The following is a 26731-nucleotide window of genomic DNA, read 5'->3' on the forward strand; positions in this document are numbered from 1 at the left end:
AAATCCAAATCAGCGTTGCGCGTGGGCGACTTGAAGCTGCGCCCCGAACTCGGTCAGGGAAGGAACGATCAAAGCGGGTTGGGGCAAATGGCGGTGCGCCTGTTCGCGCGTGGTTTCCCCGGTAAGCACGAGGACTCCGAAGGCCCCAACGCGGTGAGCCATCGCCAGGTCTGTGTAAAGACGGTCTCCCACCATCGCCAGTTCATTGGCGCGCAATTGATGCTGGCGCAGGATGCCTTGGAGCATCGCGGGGTCCGGTTTGCCCAACACCGCTGCGGGTGGCTGGCCGGTGGCGCTTTCAAGCGCGGCGCAAATAGCGCCGCAATCCACCAACACGGTGGGTTGATCCGTGGGACAAATGCGATCCGGGTTGGTGGCAAAGTACGGCTTCCCCTGTTTGATCCACCAGGCCGCGCGACAGAGGCGGGGGTAGGTGAGCGTCAGATCAAACCCCACCACCACGGCGTCGGGTTCGGCGTCGGGACGATCGGGTAGCAATTCGAATCCGGCCTGGGTGAAAGCGGCGGCCATGCTTTCCGTACCCAGAACGAACAGCCGTCGGATTTTGGGAAAGCGTTCCCGCAAAAATCCAATCGTCGCCTGGGTGGACGTATAGAGTTGCCGGGCCTGCGCGGCAATACCCATGTGCCTCAAGTGATCAAGGTAATCCGTGATATTTTTCGAGGGGTTATTGGTCAGGAAAGTGTAACCAATTTCCAAACGATCCAGTAGTTCCAGAAACGGCTTGGTGGTCTTAAACAGGGTGCCGCCGCTGTAAATTGTTCCATCCATATCCAGAGCCACATGACGCACTTGTCGCAATTGCGCGGACAAGTTTAGCACGGGTGGCGGGGTTGGATTATGGGCGGCGGCGGCAGTCGTCATTCAAACAGATACATTTTGCGTTTACAGCTTAACTAAGCGCGGCAACAGAGGGAAGTCTGTTGCCGCGCCCGGGTAAAGTTTTTTCCTTATTTTTCCAATCGGAAAAACTGCGTTCCCGTGGCCGGCAGGGTGACCACATTTTGGTCGCCCTCAACCGTCGGCGTTGCTGCCACATCAGTCCAATTGACGGAAGGCAGACTGGAACTGGTCTTCAAACCAAAACCCGTGGCACTGGCCGGCCAGGCGATGCGGATATCAGAGCCAACCCGAGTGATCGTCAGAGTCGGAGAGACGACTGCTTCGCCGATGGTGCCTCGCACCCGGGGGCCGTTCACGCGGCCCAAGGCAACTGTATTACTATCGGCGGTGCTGGTATTCCCCCAACCGTAGAGACGGAAGGTGATGGTGACGGGGCCGTTCAATCCTTGCAGCGCTTCGATGATGGATAGATCAATTGTCGGGATGGGATCTCCGGGACTGCTCCCAGTATTGGGACGACCGGGGACATCACCGATAATCCACTCGTATGGCTCCACACGCTCCCGTGCGGTGCCGCTGGTGCGGCCTTGGTACTTAAAGGTTGAGGTATTGATTCCCAACTCACTCCAAATCAAGCCCTGCGGCAGGATCGTAATGCCGTCGGTGGCAAAGCCGTCCAAGCTGTATTGCCATTCGAAATTGAGCGCGGCGTTTGCCGCCGAACGGCGCAAGGACGCGTCCAGTGAGTCCAGTGACAGGGCGGTACCCGCCTCGACCGTGATCGAGAATTCAAAGTAATCGCCACGCGCGATCGCATTGGCGCGGTTGGGAGTTGATGGTTCATAGCTCGAACTAGGATTATTCCAATGATCCGCAGAAAAGGCGGCGCCCAAGGAAGCGGCGGTGAGGCCCGGGCCGCGCGTAAGATTGGCGACCGTCAGATGCTCCGCCACTCGAGTAGGCTCAGCGGTTTCAGTGATGCCGCTTAACCCGGTGAAATCCCATTCCACCACAAAATCGGGAGCGAAACGGACCACGAAACTGGTGGAGGTTTGTGAATCGCCAGACGTCGCGGTGATCGTGATGGTGGTGTCACCCAAGACATTGGGTTGCGGTGTGACGGTGACGGTTCGCGCTGAATCGGCTCCGGAAAACGTGATATCAGCATCCGCCACCACGCTTTGATCGGAGGAGAAACCCGCAAACTGCCAGTCGTTCGGGTCGCCGGGCAGATCAAACACGGTGAAGTCAACGACCGCGGCCAGATTTGAGGTAGTGATTTGCGGGAAAATATGGGAAAGCGTTGGATTCCCGACCACCGTCAACGCGAAGCAGGATTCCGTGATCTTGTTGCCGCCATCTTTGACGCGGATGGTAATGATGGTGGATCCGATCTGGCCACTCGCCGCCGTGGCGGTGATGGTGCGTTGTCCATCGCTACCGCCCAAAGTCAGGGCGCTCAACAGGGAAGGATTGGAAGCACTGGCGGTTACTTCCAAATCACCCAGCGCCGTTTCGCCGTCATAAATATCGAAGGTCAGCGCATCGGTGGATTGGCTGCTCAAAATGGATTGATCTTCAATCACGCTTACGTACGGCGGCTGGTTCATCGGGTCCAAGTTGTCGCCCGTCACCGTAACCATGTCGAGCCAGAGCGTGCCGCCGGTGCCGTAATTGGAGGTCACCCGGTTGGCGACATAGCCATCATTACCGGAGCCGGTCGCGGTAGATTCGAATTCACTGACGAGGCGGATCCCAAAGTCAGGATTATTATTGGCGCCGGAGATAGTGCTGAAGTCAGCGTTCAAGCCCATCACCCAGGCGGGGGTGCCGTCATCCACCCCAAACCCATCCAGTGAACTGGCGGTCGTGATCGAGTCGGAATCAATCCAATCGGTGCCATTCAGGGTGTACTGCCAGCGCCAATAGCGGCTGGCCGTGGCGCTGTTTTCCTGATCCCAGGTGATGCGAATATTTTCATAGCCCGAAGTGTTGACATGAAATTGCGCCCCGGCGGTTTTATTGTTCGCTGTCGCCGTGGGAAATCCGGTGCCAGCCACGCCGGTAAGCGAACCCAGTCGCCAGTGCGTGTTGTCCAAGGTGTTGGGATCCGAGGAGCCTGTGGTGGCGGACACTTGCCCATATTGTTGCCCCACACCGCCGATCGCTTGGGCGGGGAAACCGATTTGATCGTTTGGACGTAACGTGCCAAGACCCGGAGCGTCAAACGTGACGCTGTTGAAGTCCCATTGACGAATGGTGTCGGCGGAGGCGGTGAAGTTCACCACCGCGGTGCCGAGCAGCAGGAGCAGGAGTTTTTTCATAAGTTTTTTATGCGGGGATGTTGTGTGTTTACGTTAGTTAGTTGGTTATTGACCGGTAGATCAGGGAGAAGCTACGCGCGCCGTGCCTTGGGAAAGATTCCAGGCGTTTAACCAGTTGGCGCGTTTTACAAATTCGGCGTGCCCGTCGCAAAAACTCATCTGGCTGCCGTCCAAGCCGTGGTTGTCATCCTGGTCGGGAAAATTGCTATTATCTCCTTTTGACAAAACCGGCGTTAGGGCTTTTCCAGTATCCGAGTCCACCATCAGGAACACCGCGGATGGTCCGGGGCGTCGTCCCGCCAGAAACGGGTGATTGGCCCGGATCGTAAATGAGTTTACGCGACTTTCAGTCTTCTTTGGATTGGGAATGTTGCTGCCGGTGAACAAGCCAAACACCTCGTAACTGAGTCCGAAAAAATTCGGCTTTTCGGCTAGCACTATCAGGTCGCCAACCACTTTTTCCGTGGTGCCGGGTTTGGTGATCTGATATTCGCTTCGGACTTTGTGTTTGCGCGCCGCGGGACAGGTGAAGCTGCCCAAGGTAGGAATATACCGAGGATAGAGATAGGACAGGTCATCATCAGTTGAGGCGCGATCGGCATCCTCTGTAACCTTCTCCAATTGCTTTGGATACCAAGTCGGGGCGGTAAAATGTCCGTTGAAATCCGACGCATACATGGTCGAGGCGAGCGCCATTTGCTTATGATTATTCAAACAACTGATACGGTGCGCTTTCGCTTTGGCTTTGGCCAACGCCGGCAGCAGCATGGCGGCCAGGATGGCGATGATTGCAATAACCACCAACAGCTCGATCAACGTGAAGGCCGGGTCGGCGGAGGCGACCGGAGGCTTGGGGTGGGTCCAACGTGCTAATCTCATGGCTGATCTGCCGTTCACAAAGCTGGCTGCAATAGATTGGTCTTTTTTCTCTTCACCCGCCAATTCCCGATCCATTTAAGAAAATTGTCCGGGCCATTGAATTGCTTAACGCTCTAAGCTAGGAGGAAACCTTCGTTTCCGTCAATAGTTTTGTTCAAATTCGGCAAAAACCGAACGTTGCGAGCGTAAGCGACTGGCGGTAATTCGAGCATGGTTCGCAGCGAATTTTGGCGTTCTTCGAGTCGCCGGTGCCTGGCAACATGCTCTTCCAAATTCAAGTCGTGCCGTGACCCGCGACGGTCAGTGCCCGGATTGCCGCGATGGTTAAGTGAGGAAATCGCGTTCCAAGGATTCCGCCAGCCGCGCCACCGATCTCATGAGTGCGCCACGACGCTCGATTTCAGCTTCGTCCGCGGCCAGATCAATGGGTCGGGCCATGATGGCGGCGTAGCGTTGGTTGAGCGGAGCGCCTTCATCGTGGTTACCCAGCTGGCGGACCAGCTTGGTGACTTGGGCAACGTGGCGTTTTGCCGTTGCGATTTTTTTCAAAGCGGTAGCCGGAGCGGTTTCACCGGTCTGCACGCGCTTCAACAGTCCACAAACAAAAGTGGCGCAACGTCGGGGGCGATTTTCGTAAATGCGGCAAAGCCCATCCACGTAAAGCGAGCAGGGTTGCGCGAACGCGGTTTTACGACCCTTGCGAAACAGCGTTACGCCTTCCTGAGTCAACAACTTCTGGTTGTCGCCGCGCTGCAATTCCACATCACCGAACAGCACGCCGTTGCAGCACAAACCGCATTGCGGGCAAAGTTGGCGAACGGCTTCGGCTGGAGGGAGGGGAGGCATTTCAAGTGAGTTGCCAGCCCGGCAAAATGTCCTCGTCCAGCGTGAACGATCCGGGGGCGTGAAGTAATTTGCGTTCCGCCAAAATTCCCACCATGGCGGCATTGTCGGTGCAAAGTGATTTTTCCGCCAGGCGCAGGCGCAGTTGATGTTTGGCGCAGGCGCGGCTTAGTTCGGTCCGCAAGTGTTGGTTGCACGTGACGCCGCCCGAGGCGGTGACGCATTTCACGCCGAGGCGCGTTGCGGCCTGAATGGTTTTCTTCACGAGGACTTCGACGATGGCGCTTTGCACGCTGGCGCATAAATCACGCAGCGCCGCTGCGTCTTCCAGCAAACCGGGGCGATCACGCAAGAAATAGCGCACGGAAGTTTTGAGGCCGCTGAAACTAAAATCGTCGTTGTCATCGTGGAGCAGTGGACGGGGAAAATTAAAAGCCCGCGAATTTCCGGAGGCGGCGAGCCGATCAATCACCGGTCCGGCGGGGTAGGGCAAGCCCATTAGTTTGCCGGTTTTGTCGAAACATTCCCCGGCGGCGTCGTCAAGCGTTCCGCCAAGGATGCGGTGTTTCAGTTCGGACTCAACGTGGACGAGCAGCGTGTGGCCGCCGCTGACGATGAGCGAGACGTTGGGTTCCAGTTGATCGAATTGGGCCTGCGGCGGATTCCCGACGATCCACGGCGAGTACAGATGCGCTTCGTGATGATGAATTCCGACGAAGGGTTTGCGCCGGATGAAAGCCAGGGCTTGACCCGCGCGGAAACCCACCAACAGCGCGGTCGGCAAACCGGGGCCACGCGTCGCCGCAATCGCATCCAGCTCGTCAAACCGCACTCCGGCTTCGCGCACGGCGGTTCGCGTCACGGGCAGGAGATTGCGCAAATGTTCGCGCGCGGCCAGTTCGGGGACGACGCCGCCGTACTCGGCGTGCAGTTGGATCTGTGACGCCACCACGGCTCCCAGCACCGCGCCATCACGGATGACGGCCGCACTGGTTTCGTCGCAGGAAGTTTCAAGCGCCAGTAAGAGCACCAGAGCAGAATGGCTTAAGGCGGTGATCAGGACACGCTTTTCCTCGAGGCGCGGTCAAGGGCGACCGTCGCGTGCCGCCACCTGGCTTGTTTTCGAGGGGGCGTCGGAATCATTGCGTGCCGTGAACAGTAAAATGCCTTTTAATACGTCTTCCGCCCGTTCCAATTGGCGGTCGTGCGCGTCCCGCAACCGATTTTGCTGCGCCTCGGGGGCGGCGGCGATTCCGCCCGGCGCCATCCGCATGCGGGAGAATTCCTCATCCGTGTCCGACATGGGCACCACGAGGTCGGGTGTGATGCCGTGCTCATGAATCACCTTGTGACTCGGGGTGTAGTATTTGGAAGTGGTCAGTCGCAGCGCCGCGCCGCTTTCGAGTGGTAGAATCTCCTGCACCGAGCCTTTGCCAAACGTTTTTTCGCCGATGAGAACCGCTTTGCATTTGCCGGTGGCCGCGTAATCTTGCAGGCAGCCGGAAACGATCTCCGCCGCGCTGGCGCTGTTGTAATTGACCAGAACGGCGAGCGGCAGATCGCGATAGGCCCCCGCCCGCGTGGTGATCCGGCGTTCCTTCTTGTTATTGCGGCCTTCGGTCGTAACCACGAGCTGGCCGCGCGGCAAAAAGCGTTCGCAAACTTCAACCGCCTGATCCAGTAACCCGCCCGGATTATCGCGCAAATCCAGAATCAAAGCCTGCATGCCGGCGGCCCGTAGTTTGCCCAGGGCGCGATCCAGCTCGGCGCTGGCGCGATCGCCGAATTGCGTCAGGCGCACGTAGCCGATTTTTCCTTCCAGCAACGGATATTCCTGTTTGCCGTTCACGTCCTTGGTCATCGCGACGTTGATCACCGCGCGGGTCAGTTCGTATTCCTTGGTTTCACCAGTGGCGGGTCGGAGCAGCGTCAAACGCACTTGGGTGTCTGGTTTGCCGCGCAGCAACTGCACCGCGTCTTCGGTGGACATGCCTTCGGCATTTTCGTCGTTGATTTTCAATAACCGGTCGCCCGCCTGGATGCCGGCCCGAAATCCAGGCGTGTCGTCAATGGGAGTCACGACCGTAATGAAACCGTCGCGGCTTTGAATCACCACGCCCAAGCCGCCGAACTGGCCTTGCGTGTCATCCTGCAAATCTTTGAAACGGTCGGGCGTCAGAAATTCGCTGTGCGGATCCAGCGTGTTCACCATGCCGCGCAACGCGCCATAGACCAGTTCCTGATAGGTCAAATTCGTGCCATCCACGTAATCGCGCCGGACCTTTTCCAAGACGTAGGAAAACAGTTCGAGATTCGGGTAAGCCGAGTCTTTTTGCGTCGCGGTGGCGTTGGCGAAGTACACTTGAGCCCCGAGCGCGAGGTTCAAAGCCAGGACGACAATGGCTACTCCGTAAATCAGACGTTGCTTCATAATGCCAAATTTGCAGGGAAAATAGGTTTGGAAACCGGTCTTGGCAAGCGCCTGCCGCAATGACTTCTGCCTTGTTCATAAAATAGTTTTAACAAACTTCGGTTTCTGGTTGTCAAACCCACGGTTTCTAATTATTTCATACCCATGCGTTCTCCCAATAAAACAACGATGATAAACCGACGACAATTTTTGGCGACCACTGCGCTCGCGGCGGCCGCCGGCCCCGGGCTTTTGACCGGCTGCGCGGCCACCACCAAGCCGCGCCCCGCTCCCTCAGGCCGAATTTCCATGGCCATGATTGGCGTGGGCTGGCAGGGCGGCAGTAACATGGGCGGCTTCCTGAACCATTCCAATTGTCAGGTGGTGGCGGTTTCCGATCTGGATCAAAAGCATTTGCAGGACGCCATCAATACGGTTAACGCGCATTACAAAAACCAAGACTGTAAAGGTTACCACGACTATCGAGAACTGCTGGCCCGACCCGATATTGACGCCGTGATGATTGCGACGCCGGATCACTGGCACGCACTGGTGGCCGTCGAAGCTGCCAGCCAAGGCAAGGATATTTACGGCGAAAAACCGCTGGCTCGGACAATTGCCGAACAGCAGGCCATCGTCAAAGCGGTGCAGAAAAATCAGCGCATTTGGCAGACTGGTTCGTGGCAGCGCTCCGAGCAACATTTCCAATACGCCGCCGAGATTGTGCGCAACGGGCTGATTGGGAAAATCAAGCGCGTCGAGGTGGGGCTGCCCTCGGGACATTCCGATTTTGCGAAGACCAAGGACAAGGTGAATATCAGCCAGCCACCGCCCGAATTGGATTACGATTTCTGGAGTGGTCCTTCCTTGAAGCTGCCGTACATCGAAGCACGGGTCCACAAAAACTGGCGCTGGAACTACAATACCGGCGGCGGACAACTGCTGGATTGGATTGGCCATCATTGCGATATCGCGCATTGGGGCATGGATTGCGATCGGAGCGGACCTTCTGAGATTGAAGGTTACGGCGAGTTTCCGTCCAAGGACGCTGTGTGGAACACCTGCACCAAGTATCGGCTGACCGCCAAGTATCCGAACGACATCGAGATGATCATTGCTGGAGGACATCCGGATATTCGGTCCGGCACGAAATGGATCGGCACGGACGGTTGGGTCTGGGTGGATCGCGGGAATTCACTCGAGGCATCAAACAAGCAATGGGAGGAGTCGCGGCGATTGCCCGATTCATTGCGTAAGGTCAAGTTGTACGAATCGCGCGATCACATTGGCAACTTCTTGGATTGCGTGAAATCCCGGCAGCCCACCATTACGCCCGTGGAAACGGCGCACCATTCCGCCACGCCCGGCCACCTGGGCCTGATTGCGATGTTGGTGGGCAGAAAGATCCGCTGGGACGTGCGGAAAGAACAAATCATCGGTGACGCTGAAGCCAGCAAGTTGCTTACGCGCCCCTATCGCAGCCCTTGGAAATTGGCGGGAGTGTAAGTTTCTGCCGAGTTGGCGGAAGAATTCACTCTCACTGTGAACACAAGTTCGGTCGGTGAGCCAGCCAGTTTGAACTGCTTCGAAAAGGCTGCAGCCATTGTTGCGGGGATGTGACTGATTGAGTGACTACGAACGATTTTTTGCTCGTTTGCGGACGGATTCTGACCGCCAATGGCCAGGGCTTTGCGAAAGGCATCACTCCAGCCGCCTGAGGTAGGGCTGTTTCCTGTGGCTTAATAACGTCGGTTAATTTGTTCTACTTGGGCCTGCGTTGGAGATCTCCACACAGGCACGTGGAAGGATTTTTTCCTTTTAACAAAATTTGCTTTCTGATTGTCAAGCCACTCAGTTGCAACTATTTCATAGGGCCATGCGAGTTCCCAGTAAAATGACGATGATCAACCGACGACAATTTTTGGCGACCACCACACTTGCGGCAGTGGCTGGTCCCAGCATCCTGACGGGATATGCAGCCACGCCCAAACCACGTCCCGCACCGTCGGGGCGAATTTCCGTGGCGATGATCGGTTGCGGTGGAATGGGCCGTGGCAACATGGGCGGGTTTTTGAATCACGGCAATTGTCAGGTAGTTGCCGTTTGTGATGTGGATCAAAAGCATTTGCAGGACGCCATCAATACGGTTAACGCACATTACAAAAACCAGGACTGCAAAGGTTACCACGACTATCGAGAACTGCTGGCCCGGCCCGATATTGACGCCGTGATGATTGCGACGCCGGATCACTGGCACGCACTGGTGGCCGTCGAAGCTGCCAGCCAAGGCAAGGATATTTACGGCGAAAAACCGCTGGCTCGGACGATTGCCGAACAGCAGGCCATCGTCAAAGCGGTGCAGGAGAATCAGCGCATTTGGCAGACTGGTTCGTGGCAACGGTCGGAGCAACATTTCCAATACGCCGCCGAGATTGTGCGCAACGGGCTGATTGGGAAAATCAAGCGCGTCGAAGTGGGATTGCCTTCCGGATATGGGAATTTTGCCGATAACAAAAACAAAATGGGAATCACGCCGCCGCCGCCCGAGTTGGATTATGATTTCTGGAGTGGTCCTTCCTTGAAGCTGCCGTACATCGAAGCGCGGGTGCATAATAATTGGCGTTGGAATTACAACACGGGCGGCGGACAACTGCTGGATTGGATTGGTCATCATTGTGACATCGCGCATTGGGGCATGGATTGTGATCGGAGCGGCCCGTCGGAAATTGAAGGCTACGGCGAGTTTCCGCCCAAGGACGCCGTGTGGAACACCTGCACCAAATATCGGCTTACCGCCAAGTATCCGAACGACATCGAGATGATCATTGCTGGAGGACATCCGGATATTCGGTCCGGCACGAAATGGATCGGCACGGACGGCTGGGTCTGGGTGGATCGCGGGAATTCACTCGAGGCTTCAAACAAGCAATGGGAAGAATCACGGCGTTTGCCAGATGCTTTGCGAAAAGTGAAGCTCTACGAATCGCGTGATCACATTGGCAACTTCCTGGATTGCGTGAAATCCCGACAGCCGACCATTACGCCCGTGGAAACGGCGCACCATTCCGCCACGCCCGGCCACTTGGGCCTGATTGCGATGTTGGTGGGCAGAAAGATCCGCTGGGACGTGCGGAAAGAGCAAATCATCGGTGACGCTGAAGCCAGCAAGTTGTTAACCCGCCCGTATCGCGCGCCCTGGAACCTGGGCTGAGCCGCGTCAGGTATTGCAAAACATGGGAAGATCGTAATGGAGACCTTCCGCCTGCCGACACTGGGTCGGAGCGATGTCCGTTGACTGAAATCACGGGTGACGCTCGTGGCGGCAGGGATGGTTGAGCCTGGAAAAATCAAAAGGCGAGGCCGGAGCCTCGCCTGGTTGAAAAAATGGAATGAGGGTCAGACGCGGCGTCCACCTTTAAGTTCTTCTTTGAGTTTCTTGAACGCTTCCAAATCCCCTTTGGCCGCCAGTGCCGCCTGTTCCGGCCATGTGGCAGGGTCCCATTGCTTCAAGTGTTCTCCTCCTGTTGCCAAAATTTCCTTCAAGCGATCAACTGACGTGCCGGCAACTTCCGCAAAAGTGTGGATGCCCGCCTCGTTCAACGCGGCGGCAATTTTCGGTCCGACGCCCTCGATTTCCGTCAAGTCATCGCCCTTGGCCGGAGCGGCAGCGGCAGCGGCTTGGGGTTTGGTCGCCACGGTGCTGACCTTGGCGGTTTTCTCCTTCACCAGGGTGGCGCCTTTGCCCAAGCGATGACGCAGATAGGTCAACTTGGCCCGGCGCACCGCACCGTGACGTTCCACCGTGATTTTATCCACGCGCGGCGAGTGCAGGGGAAAGATGCGTTCCACACCTTCGCCGTAGCTGATGCGGCGGACGGTGAAGGTTTCGTTCAAGCCGCGACCGCGTTTGCCGATGACCACGCCGGAGAACACCTGAATGCGCTCCTTGTCACCTTCGACGACTTTGGTGTGTACCTTGACCGTATCGCCCACGCCAAACGCGACGCTGTTCTTACGAAATTGTTCCGAATGAATTTTGTCCAACAATACCTGGTTCATAAATAATCTTTCTATTTTGTCGTTCGCTCACGCTGGCGAACCAAATCTGGTCGTCGTTGCTCCGTACGTTTCTGCGCCTGTGCCGACCGCCATTTGGCGATTTCGGCGTGGTTGCCTGAAACCAGCACCTCGGGAACTCTCATCCCGTGAAATTCCACCGGACGCGTCCATTGCGGATATTCCAATCCACCGTCGCTGAACGACTCTTCCGTGGCGCTGGCCGCATGTCCCAACACTCCCGGTAGCAATCGCGTCACCGCGTCCACTACAACCATCGCGGGTAGTGCGCCATTCGTCAGCACGTAATCCCCGATGGAGATTTCATCGTCCGCCAAGGCTTCGCGAATCCGCTCGTCAAAACCTTCGTAGTGCCCCGTCACCATCAACAAATGCGATTGTTCCGCCAGTTGTGCGGCGACCGTTTGGTCAAATTTGCGTCCGGCTGGCGACATCAAAATCACACGCGTGTTTTCGCGTCGCAGACTTTCCACCGCTGCGAAAATCGGCTCCGGTTTCAACAACATGCCCGGCCCTCCGCCAAACGGACGATCATCCACCGTCTTGTGCCGGTCTTTGGCCCAATCGCGCAACTGGTGCAACCGCAATTCCAACAAGCCCGCCTGCCGCGCGCGTTTGATGATGCTTTCATCCAACGGCCCGGCGAACATTGCCGGGAAGAGGGTGAGCACGTCTATGATCATGCTCGGGCAGCTACCGGTCAGCGCCGGGGCGGATCGGCCTCGACAATTTCCAAGGCGCAGCGGATTCCTTTCTTCGCGCTGCCTGCCGTCAGCAACGATCGAATCGCATTGATCGTTTGTCCCTGACGTCCGATCACCTTGCCCACATCCTGCGCGTCCAACCGCAGTTCATAAACCGTTTGTCCGCTGCGTTCCTGCGGCGTGATGGTGACCGCGCTTGGGTTATCCACCAGCCCCTTCACAATATATTCGAGGAACGCTTGCATCCGCTTTGCTTTTGAGTCTGAACGTGAACCCGTGAAATCTCCGCTGTCGAAATCATGCGCGACGCGGTCGGGCGACGGAGTTTAGGCCGCGGCTCGTTCCGCTTTCTTGATGAAGCTGGCGACGGTGTCGCTCGGTTGCGCGCCCTTGCCGATCCAATATTTGGTGCGGTCCAAGTCGAGTTTCACGTTGTTCCCCTTGGTTTGGGGTTGGTACGTGCCGATTTCTTCCAAAAACTTACCATCGCGCGGACTGCGGCTGTCGGCCACGACAATGCGGTACACCGGGTTGTTTTTGCACCCGATGCGTTTCATGCGGATTCTAACTGCCATAAATTTATCTCGTTTGTTGCCTCAGCCGATTTGGTCTTGCCATTACGAGGCGGTTCCCAAAATGGGAGCGCAAAGACTAGACACTTAAAGACCGGCTTGCAAGCACTCATTTGGGGCAATTTTGTCACCAAACCAAAGCTTCGCAGGCGGGCGGGATTGAAAAGGAAACTGCTCGGCTCGACCACCGAAGGCGTGATGCGGCGCAGTCCTCATCCGGTACTCGTCGTTCCGAAATAGAATGCCCCGCACTGGTTCAGGGGAAAACGGTTTCCAGTCCGATTAAATGGACCGGCGGATTGGAATTCACGAACGGGTTTTATCGCTTGCACGACGTGCCTTGATCCGCTCTGACCGCGCCGGAATGAGCGTTTGAAGTTGCGCTCCAGACTTGTAAGATGCTCCGACTTTGCTTCACTCGTCTGGGAATTTTATGAGCGAACAATACTCCATCGGACTGGACTACGGCACGAACTCGGTTCGCGCTCTCATCGTCAATGTGGCCAACGGCCAGGAGGTCGCCTCCGCCATTTGGGGATACGAGCACGGCACGGACGGAGTCATCCTCGCGCACGATCCGAATCTCGCCCGCCAACACCCGGCAGATTACATCAAGGGCGCCGCCATCACGCTCCGACAGGTGGTGCAAAGCGCCAAGAAAATGGTGCGCGGTTTCCAGCCTGAACAGATCATCGGCATCGGCGTGGACACCACCGGCAGCACGCCGCTCCCGGTTGACGCGCAAGGGCGTCCGCTCGCGCTCCAGTCTCGCTTTGCCAAAAATCCAGCGGCCCTGGCGTGGCTGTGGAAAGACCATACCAGCATTGCCGAGGCTGCTGAAATTACGGAACTCGCCCGCAAGCGACGGCCCCAATATCTCGCCAAGTGCGGCGGTATTTATTCCAGCGAATGGTTCTTCAGTAAAATTCTGCATTGCCGCCGTACCGCGCCCAAGGTATTCGATGCCGCTGCCAGTTGGGTGGAATGTGCCGACTGGGTGCCCGCGATGCTGACCGGCACCGAAGCTCCGGACCGACTGACGATTGGGGTTTGTGCGGCTGGACACAAGGCGATGTTTAACGCGGATTGGGGTGGATATCCTGACGCAAACTTCCTGGCACAACTTGATCCCAAGCTGGGGCGGTTGCGTTCCCGACTGCCCACCCGTGCGGGTACGATTGCTCAAGCCGCCGGCCAGTTGACTGCGGCTTGGGCGCACCGTACCGGATTGCCGGCCGGCATTCCGGTTGCCGTCGGGGCGCTGGACGCGCATTTGGGCGCGGTCGGCTCGGGCATCGCTCCGGGGGCCTTGGTGAAAATCATCGGCACGAGCACCTGCGACATGATGGTAGTGCCAACCGGGCAACGGCTCGCCGACGTGCCTGGACTTTGCGGGATTGTCAACGGCAGCATTCTGCCCGGTTATCATGGCCTCGAAGCCGGTCAGTCCGCAGTGGGCGACATCTTCAACTGGTTCGTGAATTACCTTCAACCCGGCGGCAAAAAAATGGGTTCACATGAAGAACTCACCAAAGCCGCCGCCAGATTGCTCCCCGGTGAATCCGGTTTGCTGGCGCTCGATTGGAACAACGGCAATCGCACCGTGCTGGTGGATCAACGCCTGACCGGACTGCTGCTGGGGCAAACGCTTTACACGACGCCGGCGGAGATTTATCGCGCGCTCATTGAAGCGACGGCTTTCGGCGCGCTGACGATCATCAATCGCTTCGAGGAATACGGCGTAAAGGTGAGGCAAATCATCAACTGCGGCGGCATCGCGGAAAAGAACCCGGTGGTCATGCAAATCTACGCGGATGTGACCGGACGTCCGATGAAAGTCTCGCGCTCGGCGCAGACCTGTGCGCTGGGTTCGGCGATTGCCGGCGCGGTGGTGGCGGGTGCGTATGTGAATTGTGAATCCGCCCAACGCGCGATGACCGGCCTCAAACCGCGCGTCTTCAAACCACGCGCGGCGGCGCGCGCAACCTATCGCGAACTCTACGCCCTCTACAAAAAGTTGCACGATGCCTTCGGAACGAAGGGCTGGAATGGCAATCTCCACGACGTGATGAAACGGTTGTTGGCAACCCGGAACCGCATCCGGAAATGAGCGCCGCCGCCCCCACCAGGAACGTGCGAATCAGATCGAAATGCGCCGTGGTGTTGTTCGGCCCGCCCGGAAGCGGGAAGACGACCATCGTTCGCGCGCTCAACGTGAAACAGCCGCTGACGGTGATCGAAACCGGGAATCTGCTGGAGCGCGAAATTCGATTGCGGACCGCCATCGGCAAACGCATCAAGCGTGACAAAGCCGCGGGTAAGCTCGTCTCCACCGACGTCGTCAAGACGGTGATTCAAGCGCGCTTGAAAAAAGTCAAAACAGGCTGGGTTCTGTTTGATGGATTCCCGCGTCACTTGGGACAGGCGGAAGTATTTTTTGAACTGCTGGAAACGCAGCGCCTCAACCTTTGTCTCGTGGGAATCCTCACGTTGAAACTTGCGACCGCGCTGAAACGCATCGCCGGCCGCCGCGTCTGCCCGGAGTGTGGTCGGCTTTACAATTTGCAAATGAATCCGCCGGCGAAAGTGGGAACGTGTGACGGTTGTGGCGGCAAACTCGAGGTGCGTGCGGACGATCAACCCGCGACGATCCGGCGCCGGTTCGCCACCTATCGCCGCGAAACGCAGCCGGTGATCCGACGGTTCAAGCGTGATTATCCCGATTGTTGTTGGGAAGCGCCGGAGGCTTCGGGCAGCATTGAACTGGCGGCCCAACTCAGCGAGCGGTTGGATTCCCTCCGCGAGGGTGGCGCATCTAAAACCAGGCGCGCTGGAAATTAAGCGACTTTTCATTCGGGCGTGGAGCTTCAGCAACAGATTACTTTGATTTCGCAACTGCTTGGCGGGGGCGGATTGTTTCTGCTGGGCGTCTTTCTCATCACCGACGGATTGAAAACGGCCGCGGGCGATGCGCTGCGGCGCGTTCTGGTTCGCTTTACCGCCAAACCGCTGGCGGCGTTCATCTCCGGTGCCGGAATCACCGTGCTGGCGCAATCGTCCAGTGCGACGACGCTCGCCACCATTGGTTTCGTCAGCGCGGGCATTCTCACCTTCTCGCAATCCATTGGAATCATCCTCGGCGCGAGTCTGGGCACGACCAGCACGGGTTGGTTGGTGGCGTTGGCCGGCTTGAAATTTGGAATTGGAAAACTGGCGTTTCCGTTGGTGGGGTTGGGCGCGGTATTGCGGCTGGTGATGCGCGGTCGCAAAGCCGGCGTCGCTTTGGCGTTGGCCGGTTTTGGAGTGATGTTCATGGGCATTGACATCTTGCAGACCGGTTTAATTCCGCTCTCAACCTCCTTTTCACCGGCGGACCTGCCACGGGGAACGATCCTCGCCCGAGCTTTGTTGGTGGGCGCCGGCATCGTGTTGACCGTCTTCACGCAATCCTCGGCGACGGCGGTGGCGATGACGTTGACCGCCTTTCATTCCGGCATGATTGATCTGGATCAGGGCACGGCGTTGGTCATCGGCGCGAGCATCGGCACCACGTCCACCTCGGCTTTGGTGGCGATTGGCGCCACGGCATCCGTCAAACGCACGGCACTGGCCCACATCTTATTCAGTCTGGCGGCGGGGCTGCTGGCGTTTCTCATCGCGCCGCTGTTTCTCTGGGCGACGCACCGGATCGAAGTTCAGTTCAACCTTCAATTCGGCGCGGTGATTTTGGCGGCGTTTCATTCCGGGTTCACGCTGTTGGCCGGGTTGTTATTCCTCCCTAAAGTGTCGGCGTTTAGCGCCTTTGTGGAACGGCTGATCCCTGAGCGCGGTCCGATTTTGACGCGACATCTCGACGCCTCGCTGGTGGAAGTGCCTGAAGTGGCCATTGAAGCCGTGCGTCGCACGTTGCGGGAGGCTTTCACTGAAATTCTCGCCACCCTGGATCGCGCCATTACGCAGAACATCCGACCCAACGCGGAACGATTGACCACCGTTCTGACTGCGTTGCAGGAAACCCGACGTTTCCTCGGCCTGATCACCTTCTCCGCCACCCCCGCCGATCATCAAAACACCCGCGCGTCCATTTTCCATGCGCTGGATCATTTGTTCCGCCTGGCAGTGGCCGCGAAGGATGATTTTGAACCCGACACGTTCGGCGATGAACCGAGAGTGCAGGAATCCAAGCGGATGGTGATGGAACTGTTGGCGCTGGCGCAAACCGCGCAGCAAGGTCAGTCCTCGGTTCGCTTTGATGAGCAATTGCAACGCCCGTCACAAATTCTTGCCGAACGGCGTCGCCGCGGCCGCGCCACCTTGTTGGAAGAGAGCGCGCGCGGCGTCATCGAATCCGATCAGGCCTTGCGCGCGCTTGATGGTCTGCGACAACTGGACACCATCGGCTACCACATCTGGCGCACCGTGCATCATTTGAACATCGAAGCCAGCAATCAGGATGACAGCGACGAGGCGGCTGAGGATCCGGACAAGTTCCAAGTGGATTGAGCGACACCAAACTTGGGTGATCCCCGCTATTCCGCCGCCGCCGTGTGGGTGTATTCCTGCCAGCCGCCACCCAGCGCTTGATACAGATTGATCAGGTTGAACCCGTGAGCGTAGCGCGCGCGAATCAGATTTTGCTGCGCGCTATAAAGCGCCTGTTGCGCGGTCAACACATTCAGATAGCTGTCCACCCCGTGACGAAAACGGGCATCAGCCAGTTCAAACCGGCGTTGCTCGGCTTGGACCAACGCCTGATTGGCAGCGAGCTGTGTCTGGATCGTCTTTTGCGCGGCCAGCGCGTCGGCCACTTCGCGGAAGGCGGTTTGAATGGCTTGCTGATAATTCTGCACCTCGATCAATTTGCTTACTTTGGACGCGTCCAAACCCGCTCGCATGGTGCCGATGGCGAAAATCGGCCATTGTAGTTGTGGCGCAAAACTCCACACCCGCGATCCGGGCACAAACAGATTTTCCAAATCCGTGCTGGAGAAACCGGCCGAACCGGTGAGCGTTATGGTCGGGAAGAACGCCGCGCGCGCCGCGCCGATGACGGCGTTGGCCGCCTTCAATTCGTGTTCCGCCGCCAGAATGTCGGGACGGCGCTGCAACAAATCGGATGGCAACCCGGCGGGCACGTTGGGAAAGCCGAGCTGTTCCTCGAATGGCGCCGCGGGAGGCAAATCCGCGGGCAACGGCTGGCTCAACAAAAAGACCAGGTAATTTTCCTGTTGCGCCAATTGCTGCTCGAAGCCGGCCATATTGGCGCGGGCGGTTTCCACCTGCGCCTCCGTCATGCGGAAATCCAGTTCGGAAACCGTGCCGACGTCGTAGCTGGCCTTGGTCAGATCGTAAGCGCGCTGAACGGCCGCCAGAGTTTGCTGAGCCACCGCGAGTTGCTCCATCAGCTCGCGTCGCGTTAAATACGCGCCGCTGACTTCGGCGATCAACGCGATCTGCGCGCTGCGCTGTGTTTCCTCAGCGGCGAAATATCTTTCCAACGCCTCGCCTTTGAGACTGCGTACGCGGCCGAACAAATCCAACTCGTAACTGGCCATTCCGAGATTGGCGTAATACTGACTGTAAGTCACCGGCCCCGTGGTGCCCGCAAACCCGTTGACCGCGCGCTGGCGCGAACCACCGGCGTTGAGATTCACCACCGGAATCAGTTCGTTGCGTTGAATCCGATATCGCGCTTGATACGCCGCCACGTTCAACATGGCGAGCCGCAGATTGGAATTATTCGTCAAGGCCACTTCCAGCAAACGCTGCAATTGAGCGTCGCGAAAGAAATCCCGCCAGCCGATGTCGGCCGTCACCAGTTCGTTGCTGGAACTGCCGGTCGCCAGTCCGGGCTGCGGCCAAGCATCGGCGACGGTGGGTTGCGGGCGTTCGTACCGCGGCGTCATGGTGCAGCCCACCAATCCGACCACCATTACCAAACCGAGTAGCAATTTATTCATGATGATCGTCTCCTTCCACTGCCGTCGCTGCTGCCGCCGGGGGCGGCGTGGGCGCGGCCTTTCTGCGTCGGAAAATTCGGCGTACCACAACGTAGAATACCGGCACTAGAAAGATGGCCAGAACGGTCGCGGTAATCATGCCGCCCACGACTCCCGTGCCGATGTCGTGGCGGCTGGCCGCGCCGGCGCCCGTGCTCAACGCGAGTGGCAAGACTCCCAGAATAAACGCGAGCGAAGTCATCAGGATCGGGCGCAACCGTTGCCGCGAAGCCAGCAGCGTTGCTTCGACCAAATCATGTCCTTCCGCTTCCAGGTCCTTGGCGAATTCGACAATGAGGATGGCGTTCTTGGCGGACAACCCGATGATGACCAGCAAGCCGACTTTGAAAAACACGTCGTTCGGTAGGCCGCGCAACTCGGCACCGAGCAGCGCGCCCAAAATGCCGAGCGGGACTACCAGCATGACGGAGAAGGGAATGGACCAGCTTTCGTACAGCGCCGCCAGCGCCAAGAATACGACCAACATGGAAAGCACCAGCAACATGGGCGCTTGCTTGGAGGAGAGCAATTGCTCGAAGGATTGCCCCGTCCATTCGTAGCCGATGCCCTCCGGCAATTGTTTCGCCAGCCGCTCCATGGCGTCCATGGCTTGGCCAATGCTCACGCCCGGTGGCGCTGAACCGATGATTTCCAGGGACGGAAACCCATTGTAATGTTGCAGTGCCGGCGAACCATAAATCCACCGCGTGGAAACCAGTTCCGCCAGCGGTACCATCGTGCCATTTCGACTGCGCACGTAGGTGCCTCCCATGTCCTGCGGTAGCATCCGATACGGCGCATCCAATTGCGCGATCACACGTTGCACGCGGTTGCCGTTGACGAAGTTGTTGATGTAATAGGAGCCGAAAGCCGTGGTCAGCGTGGCGTTCAAATCCGCCAGTGAAACGCCTAGGGCTTCGGCCTTGGTTTGATCCACGTCCACCTTGAGTTGCGGGGTGTCTTCCAACGCCTGCATTTGCAACTGCGTGATGTGCGGGTCCTTTGCCGCCAACGCGAACAACTGCTCCTTGGCTTCCATCAACCGGGCGTGGCCAAGTCCCGCCTGATCCTGCAATTCAAAATCGAAACCGGAAGCGACGCCCAACTCCGGGATCGGAGGGGGATTGAGCGGGAAAATGATCGCACCGGGAATCTTGCTGAAGACGGCGAAAGCGCGGTTGATGAGTGATTGCACCGAATGTTCCGCGCCCGGGCGATCCCGCCACGGTTTCAGGCGCACCCAGGAAATCCCCGCGTTCTGGCCCTGACCGCTGAAACTGAAACCCGCGACCGCAATCATGTCCTCGACCTCTGGTTGCGCGAGGTAGAATTGCTCCATCTCTTCCAGCACGGCCAGCGCGCGTTCCGTCGAGGCGCCGACGGGCAGGACCACGTTGGTAATGAGATACCCTTGATCTTCCGAAGGCAAAAACGCCGAGGGTAATTTCCAGAACAGCCAGACCACGACCGCGACGATACCGGCGTAGAGCAGCAGATAACGCGGCGCGCGTCTTAAGATGCGGGCGACGCGACCTTCGTAGCGATGGGTGGCCGCATTGAATTTACGGTTGAACCAACCCCAGAAGCCCCGCTTCTCAACGTGGTGGCCCGCCTGCACCGATTTCAGCAACGCGGCGCACAAGGCGGGTGTCAGCGACATCGCGAGAAACACGGAGAAAACCATGGACGCGACCAGCGTCAGCGAGAATTGCCGGTAAATCGCTCCAACCGAGCCGCCGAAGAAAGCCATTGGAATAAAGACCGCCGTCAACACCAGCGAGATGGCAATCAACGCGCCGGTGATTTGATCCATCGCTTTGCGCGTGGCTTCGCGTGCGGGCAAGCCCTCCTCGCTCATGATGCGTTCGACGTTTTCGGTCACGACGATGGCGTCGTCCACCAGAATTCCGATGGCCAGCACCATGCCGAACATCGTCAGCACGTTGATGGAAAAGCCCATCGCGTACATGATGGCGAACGTTCCGAGCAGCGCCACCGGGATCACGATGGTGGCGATGAAGGCCGTGCGGATGCTTTGCAGGAAGAAATAGATGATCAAAAAGACCAGGAAGATGGCTTCAAGCAAAGTGATCACGACCTCCTTGATGGATTCCTGAATGAATTCCGTCGAGTCGTACGGGTAGGTGACTTTGATGCCGGGTGGAAAAAATTCCGAGAGTTGTTTGACGCGCTCCCGCACCGCGTCCGCCGTGGCCAGGGCGTTCGCTCCCGGCGCCAGCCGGATGCCAATCGCCGCCGCCGGACGACCGTTCACGCGGGTCTGCGTGACGTAAGCCGCGCCCGCCAGTTCCACCCGCGCCACGTCGCGCAGATGCACCCGCGAGCCATCGGAATTCACGCGGAGCAGAATATTGCCAAACTCTTCAGGCGTGGTCAGCGTGGTTTGTCCCTGTAACGTGATGTTGATTTCCTGTCCCTTCACTGCGGGCAACATGCCGATCTGGCCAACCGGCACCTGTGCGTTTTGCGCCTGCACCGCGGCGATGACGTCATTGGCCGTCAGTTGAAATTCGAGGAGCTTCTCGGGATTCAACCAGATGCGCATGGCGTACTCGGTACCGAAGAGGTTCGCTTCGCCCACGCCAGTAACCCGGCTGATCGGATCGAGCACCGTGGTGGCGATGAAGTTGCCCAGTTCGATGGAATTCATCGAATTGTTCGTGGAGGACAACGCAAAAAACATCAGGTAATTGCGCGTGGACTTGGTGACCACGATGCCCTGTTGTTGCACCGTCATTGGCAGGCTGGGCACGGCCAGTTGCAGTTTGTTCTGCACCTGCACCTGGGCAATGTCCGGGTCCGTGCCGGATTCAAAGTACAGCGTCACGGTGGCCTGACCGCTGCCGCTGCTGCTGGATGACATGTAGAGCAGGCGGTCCAAGCCGTTCATGCGCTGCTCGATCACGGAAGTCACCGTGTCCTGCACCGTTTGCGCGGAAGCGCCCGCGTAAGTGGCCGTGATGGAAATCGAGGGCGGCGCGACGTTTGGATATTGCGCCACCGGGAGGTTGGAGATCGCCATGATCCCCGCCAACATGATGAGAATCGAAACGACCCAGGCAAAAACTGGGCGGTCAATGAAGAATTTTGACATGACGCGATTCCCTTACTTTCCAGCCGTAGTCGCGACGGTGTTCGTGGTGGTCGAGCCGCCGGAACGCGGATGAACTTCCATACCGGGACGAGCCTTCTGCAATCCAGCCACGACCACGCGGTCGCCCGCCTGCAAGCCACTTTTGATCACCCAGTTGCCGCCGACCGCCTCCCCTAACTGCACCGGTTGCGTTTGCGCCACGTTGTTGCTTTGCAGCAACAACACGCTGGCCTGGCCGTCCGCGCCAACGGTTACGCCGCGCTGCGGCACCAATATGGTTTCCGGCGCCATCGCCTGCGCGATTTGCCCCATGACAAACATGCCGGGCAACAGCCAGTTTTCGGGATTGGGAAATTCAGCGCGCAGCGTGATCATGCCGCTGCTCGCATCCACGGAAATATCCGAGAATAATAATTTGCCCGCATGTGGATAGACCGTTCCGTCGGGCAGCAACAACGTCACCTGAGCCTCGCCCGAGGGCAGGCTTTGCAATTGACCGGCGTCCAACTGGCGCCGCAACTTCATCACGTTGCGGGTGGACTCGGTGAAATCAAAATAGATGGGGTCCATTTGCTGGATCACCGCCATTTCGCTCGCCGCCGCCTGGCTGACCAGCGCGCCCTCCGTCACCAGCGCCGGTCCGATCCGTCCGGAAATGGGCGCGACCACCTGGCAATAACCCAGATTGATTTTTGCTGTTTCCAAGGCGGCTTTGGCAGCCATGACTTCAGCCTGGCCCTGCGCGGCGGCGGACGTGGCGTTATCGTAATCCTGTTTGCTGACGGCATTCATCCGCATCAACGGTTCATAGCGCTCGGCCAATTGCCGCGCCTGCACCCAGTTGGCTTCCGCCTTGGTCAGACTGGCTTGCGCGCTGTCATGAACCGCCTGGAACGGGGCGGGATCAATTTGATACAGCAACTCGCCCGCCTTGACGTTCGAACCTTGATTAAATTTTCGTTCGAGCACCACGCCATCCACTCGCGCGCGCACCTGCGCGATTCGCACCGGATCAATGCGGCCCGGCAGCGTATTGGTTAACGCCAGGTTTTGACGCGTGACGGTGAAAACTTCCACTTCGGGTGGTGGAGCGGTCTGGGTGGCGGCCGGTTTGTCGTTGCAGCCAGCCAGCAACACCAACGCGGGCAACAACCAACCCGCGCCACGGGGGAGGCGCCGGTAAACATCGGGCAATCGGATAGTGAACTTTGATTTCATGTTTTACAAAAACTGGGGAAGCTGCGATCGGCGCAGGAGCTTTCCTTAACGCCATTCTTTCTTGAAGGCGCGCTTCAATTTCGCCGGATCGTAATGCGTCCTGATGGCCTTGTCGGTCAGGCCCATGCCGCGCAACGCGAACCAGAGCGCTTGATTCAACAAATCTTCCCGCGCAGTGCGATAATCAATTGCCGTCTTTTTCGGCAGGTGCATGATGGCCAGCCAGGCCGCCACGTGATGCGCAAAGCGCACGCGATTTTCAATCGAGGCCGGACTGTCCACCGCGTCACCAGCCGCAATGGCGGCTTCCAGACAACTTTCCATGCGCGCAGAAAAAGAGGCGACCCGGTTGCGATAAAGCAGACGCGCGAACGCGCCATCCTCCAACAGGCTGTTCAACATCAGCCGAAACGGTGTGTCCACTTTGACCTCGCTCACCAGTTTGTGTAAAACGAGCGAGCGCATCTGGTAATAGACCAATTGCACCAGCGTGGCGGTGGAAGGTGTAAGACGGGACAGGCGCTCGACGACGGGATCGTTACCCTGACAGCAAAAATTCTGAATGGCCTCATACAGCGCTTCCTTGCTGGGAAAGTGCCGGTACAGCAACGGCTCGGAGACTTCTGCCGCGTGCGCCAGTTCCCGTGTCGTCGTCGCGGCAAAACCTTTGTTCGCAAACAAAGGCAGGGCCGCGCGGACAATGGCGCGTTTTCGGTCCTTGGCTGACATGCGTTGGGATCGCATCTGGCCAAAAGCTAGTGAACGCTAACTTACTCGTCAAAGAAATTATTCTTCACAGCCTGAAAACACGCCACCGCCGCGGCGCAATCAGTGGTCGGCGATCCCGCTCCTGCCGCTGAACAAAAGTTCCCACGCACCTTTGCTTGCGTTATTCGTGTGATCCTCTATGCTCCCGCACGAACACTGTCGCGTAACCGGCTCGCGAAATTCCAAACCCCAAGCGTTTGAACCAACGGCCGCGGATGGAGTGGCAGTGAGTTATTGTTCCAATCCGAATGGTTGGAAATTTAACGTGCGAGTATCCAAAAGCGTCCTAACGAAAAAGCGATAGTGAGACGGCAGGCCAACATCATTCAAAGCGTGGCGCGTAGCCTCAGATCATTCGTGACCAAGTCCCGAAAGAATCTGAGTCGCTCCCGCGTGGAGATGGGGCGGCGTCACGAACCGATTCGGTCGCGCCTTCCAGTCGCCTTTGCCGCACCCTGTTGTCCTGATCCCGCTTCGCTGGCCGCTTTCGCTCAACGGGCGATTGCTCAATGAGGCGAAGGTCGAACGTCCGCCCGCCCTCAATCACCCAATACCAACTGCCGCATTTATGAACCATATTTCAAAAAGTCGCTTTTCAGGAGGCAACCAAACTGGAACCATTGTCGGGAGTTAGTTACGTCTAAATTCGGATGTCGGGAATTGATTTCATTCAAGATTTGGGATTGGTGATGCTGGTGGCCGCCGCGGCGGCCTGGTTTTGCCAGCGCATCGGTCTGCCCGTGGTGATTGGTTATATCACCGCCGGGATTTTGATCGGCCCGCACACGCACTCCTACGCGCTGGTGAGTAGTCCGGACCGGATTCAATCACTCGCGCAAATCGGGTTGGTCTTTCTGATTTTCAGTATTGGCCAGGGCATCAAACTGCAACGCCTGCGCAAGGTCGGTATTCCACTGGTGCTGGCCACGCTATTGATTGCGGCGCTGGTCCTCGTTGGCTGCCGGATGCTTGGCGCCGCGCTGGGTTGGCCAAGCACGCACAGTTTGGTGCTCGCCGGGATGTTGATGGTTTCCAGCACGGCGGTATTGGGTAAAAGCCTGCGCGATGCCAACGCGCTTCACAGTCGGTTTGGTCAAACGGCGCTTACGGTGACGGCGTTGGATGACATGGTGGCGGTGGTCACGTTGACCGTCCTGTCCTCGCTCATTCAGGTTGGTGAAACTGACACGGCCGTGGTCTTTGGCACGGTGCTGCGGCTGAAAGCCATCATCGTTTTGCTGGTTGTGGCGGCGCTGTTATTCGTGCCCGCTTTGCTGAAACGTTTAAGCCTCGGCGTGGCTTCGGAACTCCGTTCCCTGACCATTGTGGGGTTGTTACTCGGGATGGCTTTGGTCTCCGCGAAAGCCGGGTTCTCGCCGGCTTTGGGTGCGTTTTTGTTGGGAGCCATTGTTTCTTCCACCGGACGCAGCGAACAAGTGAACCATGTGCTGGGCGGATTGTGCGACGTTTTTGCGCCCGTCTTTTTTGTGGCGATTGGCATGTTATTCGATTTCAAACTGGTGGCGGATGTCTGGCTGCTGGTGCTGGGTGTGTTTGTGATTGCCGTGGTCTGGCGCACGCTGGCCGCCACCGGCGCCTTGCTGCTGGTCGGACAGCCCATGCGCGACGCCGCGCGCGCGGCGCTCTGTCTCACGCCAATCGGCGAATTCTCCCTGATCATTGCGCTGACCGGCGTTCAGGGGAAATTGGTGCCCGAATCATTTTACGCCCTTGGTATCGGCGTCTGTTTGCTGACATCGCTGACCACGCCGTTGCTGATTCGTCGCTCGGGCGGTTTTGCCGCCTGGATGGAACGTCGGCAACCTCGGTTTTTGGCTGAAGGGATTGGCTTTTATCACGACTGGTTTGAGAGTTTGAAGCATCGCGGCGCCGCCAGCCTGACTTGGAAACTAATCGCCCCGCGCGTGGTGCAAATTGGTTTGTTGATTCTCTTCTGCTCCGGCCTGCTGATCTTCGCGCAGCCGCTTTACAAAATCACCGGCAAATGGCTGGGCACGGACTGGGGCGCGGCAAACCGCCTGGCGGTGGCTTGGAGCATCGGATTCGGAATCGTCCTGCTGACCCCGCTGATTGCGTTGTGGCGGAACGTGGATGCGGTCGCGATGATCTGCGCCGAATCGGCAACCCAGGGGCATGATCGGCGCGCGTTGTTGCGCCCGCTGTTCGAACGCAGTCTGAAAGGGGCGGCGGCGGTGGGGCTCCTGCTGTGGTTTTCTGCGCTCGTGCCCTACGGACTGTTTCCATGGTGGGGCTGGGTGGCGTTGCTCGTCGTCTTGGTCACGTTGACCAGTATTTTTGGGCGGCGCTTGATCCGACTGCACAGCCGGTTTGAGATCGAGTTGCGTCATCAGTTGGCCGAGTCGCCTTTCACCGATGGAAGGCCCGTGCTGGCCGGGTGGTCAGAATCCGAGAATCGCTGGGGGCTGAATCTCGCGGAGTGCATCATTCCCGACGTTTCCCAAGCGGTGGGCAAATCCATTGCCACGCTGCCGTTGCGGCGGACGTTTTCCTGCACCATTGTCAGCATCGAACGCCAGGGCATCACCATCCCCAACCCGTCGGCGGAGGTCATGCTTTTTCCCAACGATAAAGTGTTGCTGCTCGGTCAGGATGAAAACTTGCGCCAGGCGGAGCATTGGTTGTGCGCGGAAACACAACCCACCGCGGAGCAAGCGGACGCGCCGAAATTATCCGATCTTGGATTGTCCCAACTGGCCGTGCCGGCGACTTCGCGGCGCGTTGGGAAATCACTCGGTGAACTGGCGCTCAATACTCTTTTCGGTATTCAAATTGTGGCCATCGAACGGGAACAAAAACCGGTGCTCAGCCCGAATCGGTTTGAAGCGTTGCAGCCCGGCGACCAGTTGCTGGTGCTCGGCGCGCCGGAACGCGTCAACGAAATGGCGTTCTGGCTGGCCAACTGATCGGTCAGGTTTT

Annotated in this window: 20 protein-coding genes and 1 pseudogene; 6 read left to right on the forward strand and 15 right to left on the reverse strand. The window is 58.1% G+C overall.

The genetic code is table 11. The features are described 5' to 3' along the window. Window positions 1-9: 9 nt before the first annotated feature. The 7 genes from M9920_14160 to M9920_14190 form a co-directional block, all read right to left on the reverse strand. Complete coding sequence (locus M9920_14160; GenBank protein MCO5053428.1) at window positions 10-885, reverse strand: HAD-IIA family hydrolase; 876 nt, start codon at window positions 883-885, stop codon at window positions 10-12. An 86-nt stretch (window positions 886-971) separates the two neighbouring features. Further along, window positions 972-3188 (reverse strand): hypothetical protein, encoded by a 2217-nt coding sequence (locus M9920_14165; protein MCO5053429.1) that lies wholly within the window; start codon window positions 3186-3188, stop codon window positions 972-974. Window positions 3189-3248: 60 nt separating this feature from the next. Beyond that, the gene (locus tag M9920_14170) at window positions 3249-4067 is read right to left on the reverse strand and encodes a prepilin-type N-terminal cleavage/methylation domain-containing protein (protein MCO5053430.1); all 819 of its coding nucleotides are present in this window, start codon (window positions 4065-4067) and stop codon (window positions 3249-3251) included. A 324-nt stretch (window positions 4068-4391) separates the two neighbouring features. Then, a complete protein-coding gene (locus M9920_14175) occupies window positions 4392-4913 on the reverse strand; it encodes a YkgJ family cysteine cluster protein (protein ID MCO5053431.1) in 522 nt (173 codons plus the stop codon). A 1-nt stretch (window position 4914) separates the two neighbouring features. Beyond that, window positions 4915-5940: a tRNA (adenosine(37)-N6)-threonylcarbamoyltransferase complex transferase subunit TsaD gene (gene tsaD, locus M9920_14180; GenBank protein ID MCO5053432.1), complete on the reverse strand. Its 1026-nt coding sequence runs from the start codon at window positions 5938-5940 to the stop codon at window positions 4915-4917. A 54-nt stretch (window positions 5941-5994) separates the two neighbouring features. Next, window positions 5995-7341, reverse strand: a complete 1347-nt coding sequence (locus tag M9920_14185; protein ID MCO5053433.1) for a S41 family peptidase — start codon at window positions 7339-7341, stop codon at window positions 5995-5997. Window positions 7342-7472: 131 nt separating this feature from the next. Continuing rightward, window positions 7473-7631 (reverse strand): hypothetical protein, encoded by a 159-nt coding sequence (locus tag M9920_14190; protein MCO5053434.1) that lies wholly within the window; start codon window positions 7629-7631, stop codon window positions 7473-7475. On the opposite strand from M9920_14190, the gene M9920_14195 reads away from it, so the two are divergent. Continuing rightward, on the forward strand, window positions 7630-8826 hold the full coding sequence (locus tag M9920_14195; GenBank protein MCO5053435.1) for a Gfo/Idh/MocA family oxidoreductase: 1197 nt from the start codon (window positions 7630-7632) through the stop codon (window positions 8824-8826). The two genes, M9920_14190 and M9920_14195, sit on opposite strands and share 2 nt — an antisense overlap. Window positions 8827-9196: 370 nt before the next feature. Continuing rightward, window positions 9197-10531, forward strand: a complete 1335-nt coding sequence (locus M9920_14200) for a Gfo/Idh/MocA family oxidoreductase (GenBank protein MCO5053436.1) — start codon at window positions 9197-9199, stop codon at window positions 10529-10531. A gap of 503 nt (window positions 10532-11034) precedes the next feature. On the opposite strand, the pseudogene rplS reads toward M9920_14200, so the two are convergent. The 4 genes and pseudogenes from rplS to rpsP all read right to left on the reverse strand — a co-directional run bounded on the left by rplS (window position 11035) and on the right by rpsP (window position 12676). Continuing rightward, window positions 11035-11379 (reverse strand): annotated as a pseudogene (rplS, locus tag M9920_14205) (50S ribosomal protein L19). An 11-nt stretch (window positions 11380-11390) separates the two neighbouring features. Then, entirely contained in the window at window positions 11391-12080 is a 690-nt protein-coding gene (trmD, locus tag M9920_14210; protein MCO5053437.1) for a tRNA (guanosine(37)-N1)-methyltransferase TrmD, read from the reverse strand. A gap of 17 nt (window positions 12081-12097) precedes the next feature. Then, window positions 12098-12346, reverse strand: coding sequence for a KH domain-containing protein (locus tag M9920_14215; protein ID MCO5053438.1), 249 nt, complete (start codon window positions 12344-12346; stop codon window positions 12098-12100). An 81-nt stretch (window positions 12347-12427) separates the two neighbouring features. Beyond that, window positions 12428-12676 (reverse strand): 30S ribosomal protein S16, encoded by a 249-nt coding sequence (rpsP, locus tag M9920_14220; protein ID MCO5053439.1) that lies wholly within the window; start codon window positions 12674-12676, stop codon window positions 12428-12430. 430 nt (window positions 12677-13106) lie between these two features. Here rpsP and M9920_14225 point away from each other — a divergent pair, with 430 nt between their 5' ends. From M9920_14225 to M9920_14235, 3 genes are read left to right on the forward strand one after another with little or no spacing between them, the layout of a single operon-like run. Then, on the forward strand, window positions 13107-14783 hold the full coding sequence (locus M9920_14225) for a ribulokinase (protein MCO5053440.1): 1677 nt from the start codon (window positions 13107-13109) through the stop codon (window positions 14781-14783). A gap of 23 nt (window positions 14784-14806) precedes the next feature. Then, window positions 14807-15514: a nucleoside monophosphate kinase gene (locus M9920_14230; protein ID MCO5053441.1), complete on the forward strand. Its 708-nt coding sequence runs from the start codon at window positions 14807-14809 to the stop codon at window positions 15512-15514. An 18-nt stretch (window positions 15515-15532) separates the two neighbouring features. Continuing rightward, complete coding sequence (locus M9920_14235) at window positions 15533-17176, forward strand: Na/Pi symporter (GenBank protein MCO5053442.1); 1644 nt, start codon at window positions 15533-15535, stop codon at window positions 17174-17176. Between the two features lie 26 nt (window positions 17177-17202). Here the strand turns inward: M9920_14235 and M9920_14240 are convergent, their stop codons facing one another. The 4 genes from M9920_14240 to M9920_14255 are packed head-to-tail and all read right to left on the reverse strand — an operon-like array spanning window position 17203 to window position 23734. Then, window positions 17203-18633 (reverse strand): efflux transporter outer membrane subunit, encoded by a 1431-nt coding sequence (locus tag M9920_14240; protein ID MCO5053443.1) that lies wholly within the window; start codon window positions 18631-18633, stop codon window positions 17203-17205. Beyond that, window positions 18626-21787: an efflux RND transporter permease subunit gene (locus M9920_14245; protein ID MCO5053444.1), complete on the reverse strand. Its 3162-nt coding sequence runs from the start codon at window positions 21785-21787 to the stop codon at window positions 18626-18628. Before M9920_14245 ends, M9920_14240 begins: the two co-directional genes overlap by 8 nt. A 12-nt stretch (window positions 21788-21799) precedes the next feature. Then, complete coding sequence (locus M9920_14250; protein ID MCO5053445.1) at window positions 21800-23005, reverse strand: efflux RND transporter periplasmic adaptor subunit; 1206 nt, start codon at window positions 23003-23005, stop codon at window positions 21800-21802. Between the two features lie 45 nt (window positions 23006-23050). Further along, window positions 23051-23734 carry a TetR/AcrR family transcriptional regulator gene (locus M9920_14255; protein MCO5053446.1) on the reverse strand — a complete coding sequence of 228 codons (684 nt, stop codon included), beginning with the start codon at window positions 23732-23734 and terminating at the stop codon, window positions 23051-23053. Window positions 23735-24423: 689 nt separating this feature from the next. Here M9920_14255 and M9920_14260 point away from each other — a divergent pair. Then, complete coding sequence (locus tag M9920_14260; protein ID MCO5053447.1) at window positions 24424-26718, forward strand: cation:proton antiporter; 2295 nt, start codon at window positions 24424-24426, stop codon at window positions 26716-26718. The last annotated feature ends 13 nt before the right edge of the window (window positions 26719-26731 follow it).

It is taken from the genome of Verrucomicrobiia bacterium (assembly GCA_023953615.1).
Taxonomy (GTDB): Bacteria; Verrucomicrobiota; Verrucomicrobiia; order Limisphaerales; family JADLHS01; genus JADLHS01.